The 3968-nt window shown below is 67.0% G+C and carries 2 protein-coding genes; one reads left to right on the top strand and one right to left on the bottom strand.

The annotated features are described in order from the left end of the window. A partial coding sequence (locus ACXJKR_RS26455) for a protein adenylyltransferase SelO (RefSeq protein ID WP_457325347.1) occupies positions 1-972 on the bottom strand: 972 nt, incomplete at its 3' end. 297 nt (positions 973-1269) lie between these two features. Here ACXJKR_RS26455 and ACXJKR_RS26450 point away from each other — a divergent pair. Then, positions 1270-3968 (top strand): hypothetical protein (locus tag ACXJKR_RS26450; RefSeq protein WP_457325346.1); only part of this gene is annotated, 2699 nt, incomplete at its 3' end.

Raw genomic sequence — 3968 nt, 5'->3', positions numbered from 1 at the left:
CGCTTCGGCTACGGCGCGCTCGATGGCCGGCTCGTCGTCGGCGTCCGCCATCAGCGGCAGCAAGGTTTCCGCAAAGCGCGCCAGGTTCCAGCGGGCAATGCCGGGCTGGTTGCCATAGGCGTAGCGGCCGGCGTGGTCAATGCTGCTGAAGACGGCTTGCGGGTCATAGGCCTCCATGAAGGCGCAAGGGCCGTAGTCGATGGTCTCGCCGGACAGCGCCATGTTGTCGGTGTTCATCACGCCGTGGATGAAGCCCACGTTCAGCCACTGCGCCACCAGCTTCGCCTGTCGCTCCGCAACGGCGCGCAGCAAGCCAAGGTAGCGGTCGGGCGCACCGACGAGCGCGGGGTCATGGCGGGCAATGGTGTAGTCGGCCAGGCGGCGCAATGTGTCCAGGTCGCCACGCGACGCGAAGAACTGGAAGGTGCCCACGCGCAGATGGCTGGCGGCCACGCGGGTCAGCACCGCGCCGGGCAACGGCGTCTCGCGGTATACCGGCTCGCCGGTCGCCACCACGGCAAGGGCGCGCGTGGTGGGGATCCCCAACGCATGCATGGCCTCGCCGATCAGCACCTCGCGCAGCATCGGGCCGACGGCCGCCTTGCCGTCGCCGCCGCGGGAGAAGGGCGTGCGGCCCGAGCCTTTGAAGGCTATGTCGCGGCGCTGGCCCGATGGRTCGACCACCTCGCCGAGCAGCAGCGCGCGGCCKTCGCCGAGTTGCGGTGAGAACCCGCCGAACTGATGGCCCGCGTAGGCCTGCGCAACGGGCTCGGCATCGTCCGGCAGCAGGTTGCCGGAGAAGAGGGCTGCGGCGTCCAGGCCGCTCAGCACGTCGGCCGGCAGGCCCAGCTCTTCGGCCAATTCAGCATTGGCGAACAGCAGACGCGGCTCTGGAACCACGGCAGGCTTCCAGGCCACGGCGGCGCCGGGCAGTTCGCGGGCGTAGGTATGGGTGAAACCGAAGCGATGCATCTGGACCCTGATATGTCGGACGCCAGTGTGCCGGCAAACAGTGGGCCTTTGCGGCGGAGGTTTAAGCAGGCTCGCCTGCCTGCCCGCAGAAGGCGCAATCTCGTTCAAAGGCGAAATGACCTGCGCAAAGGACCGCGTTCTCTGGGCTGCCAGGGTTGTTTTGCCAAGCCCGCGATGAACGCCTGCGACCTGCGGCCGCGCACCGACGATGTAACAAATTGCGTCAATAGCTAAACCGAAACGAATCGGTCTGGATAACCCTCTCTGGTATCCAACTCCAAAGAGCAGGGAAGCAGCATGGTTTCGGTCGTGACGGGTAGTGGCAACGGCTTGGTCAACACCTCCAAAGACGTGTTGGGCGGGGCGGGCGGGATGGGGCAGGCCGCCACGGGGCGTGCCGGCGAACAGATCACCGTCAACGCGGCCAACGGCAACCTGGTCATCCAGGACCGCGACGAATACCTGGTGGGCGTCGGCCCGGACGTCGACCTGCTCCGCACCTACAACAGCCAGGGCGGCTGGGATGGCGACAACGCCGACGGCTGGCGCGTCGGCTACTACCGCCAGGTCACGCTGACCAGCGGCCCATTCAACGCGGACGGCAGCGTGGCCAAGCGCGTCGAGGCTGATGGCACGGAGCGCAGCTACACCTGCAACGCCGGGGTCTACGTCAGCAAGGAAGGCGGCGGGCAATACGACACGCTGAGCTACGCCGGCGGCGTCTGGACCTGGACGGACGGCGACAGCGGCGTCAAGGAAACCTACGCACTGGGCAACGGCACCTACCGCCTCACCCAGGTCACGCAGCCCGAAGGTCATTTCGTGGCGGTGACCTACAACGCCAGCGGCCTGATCGACACCCTGGGCACCTACAAGGCCGGCAGCGTCGTGGGCACCAACGCGCCGGACGAGAAGGTCACGCTCACCTACAGCGGCAACCAGCTCGGCAGCATCACCACCAGCTACCTGGATGCCGGACAAGCCAAGACGCGCAGCGTCACCAGCTACACCTACTACCCGGCCGGCTCGGGCATCAAAACAGGCAAGTTGCAGGCCGTCACGACCGACCTGACGCCGACGGACACAACTGACGCCAAGGCCTACACCGTCACCTACGACTACGACGCCAACGGCCGGCTCAGCAGCCTGCAGCAAACTGACGGCAGCCGGTTCACCGTCGAGTACTACGGAGATGGCCGCGTCAAGTCGCTCAAGGACGACCAGAACCGCCTGACCAGCTTCAGCTACGACGCCGCCAACGGCACCACCACCGTCACCGACCCGCTGAGCCAGGCCACCACGCTCAAATACGGCGCGGCGGGCCAGTTGCTGGAAATGGCGGGGGCGGCCCTGGGCGGGGCCAGCTTCAAGCAAAGCTACACCTACAACAGCGCCAGCGGTGACCTGCTCACCAGCACCAATGCCAAAGGCGAAACCACCACCTACGCCTACGACGGCACGGGCGGGGGCAACGGCGCCTGGACGCGCCGCACTGACGCGGCCGGCAACGTCACCGAGCGCAGCTACGACGCCACCAGCAAGCTGCTGCTGAGCGAGACCGTCTACAGCGTGGCTGACACCGATGGTCCGGGCGGGCCTGCCCCTACCGGCGGGAGCACCACCCGCTACATCTACGGCAGCAACATCGCCAAACGCCAGCTGGCCTATGTGGTGGGCCCCGGCGGGCAGGCCACCAGCTACACCTACGACGCCAAAGACCAGCTCCAGCGCCGCACGACCTACACCGCGGCCTACTACACCTCCACCTCCTTCACGCTCAGCGCGCTGTCCGGCTGGGCGACAAGCCAACCCGCCAGCGCCGCCCGCCAAGTCACCGACTACGCCTACGACCTGCGCGGCCAGGTGACGCAGGAGACCCGCTACGCCACCGGCAGCAGCGGCGAGGCCAGCATCGCCCAGACCACCTACAACGCCTTCGGCCAGTTGCTCAGCCGCCAGGACGGCTCCGGCGTCAAGCTGAGCTACGAATACGACGGCCTCGGCCGCGTCACGAAGACGACGGACACCAACGGCGTCCAGACCCTCTACAGCTACGACGACCAGAACCGCAAGACCAGCGTCCAACTCGACAACGGCCAGACCACCGTCCAGCTCTTCGACACCCAAGGCAACCTCGTCAGCAGCGACGTGCTCGGTGCCGGCCACACGGATGCCAACCCCAAGAGCCTGGGCCAGACCCTCTACAGCTACGACGCCCTGGGCCGCCTGTGGCGCGTGCAGGATGCCACCGGCGTCGCCAGCTACAGCCTCTACGACGTGAGCGGCCGCAAGAGCGCCGACATCGCGCCCAACGGCCAGCTTACCGAGTACTTCTACGACGGCGCCGGCCGCCTCATCCAGAGCATCGCCTACTCCAAGCTGCTGGACAGCACCACCTTGCAGGGGCTCGGCGCCTCCAGCACCATCGCCGGCGCGCGCCCCGCGGCCGACACCGTCAACGATCGCATCACCACCTACTACTACGACACCGCCGGCCGCCTGCAAGGCCGGCTCGACGCCGACGGCTACCTCGTCGAGAACCAATACGACGGTGCCTCCAACCTCGTCAAGGAGACCCGCTACGCCACGGCCCAGAACGTGGTGCGCCTGAGCACTGCCAACGGCACCACCCAAAGCACCGCCCCGTTGCTCACCCGCCCTGCGTTGGATGCCGTCAACGACCGCGTCACCCGCAACCTCTACGACGTCTCGGGCCAGCTGGCCGCGCAGATCAACGGCGAAAACGTCCTGACCGTCTGGACTTATGACGGTGCAGGCAACAAGCGCAGCCAGCTGCGCCGCTCCGCGCCCCTCAGCGCCACCGAGCAGACCTACTCTCTCAGCCAACTGCAGACCCGCAACTACATGCGGAACGAGAACCTCCAGGGCCTCAATCCGCTGGCCGACGATGAGTTCACGCAGTGGATCTATGACGACAAGGGCCAGCTCATCGCCCAACTCGACGCTGAAGGCGCCCTCACCGAATACAGCTACGA

The organism is Roseateles sp. P5_E11, assembly GCF_054049355.1.
This window is presented reverse-complemented; position numbering and strand designations above follow the sequence as displayed.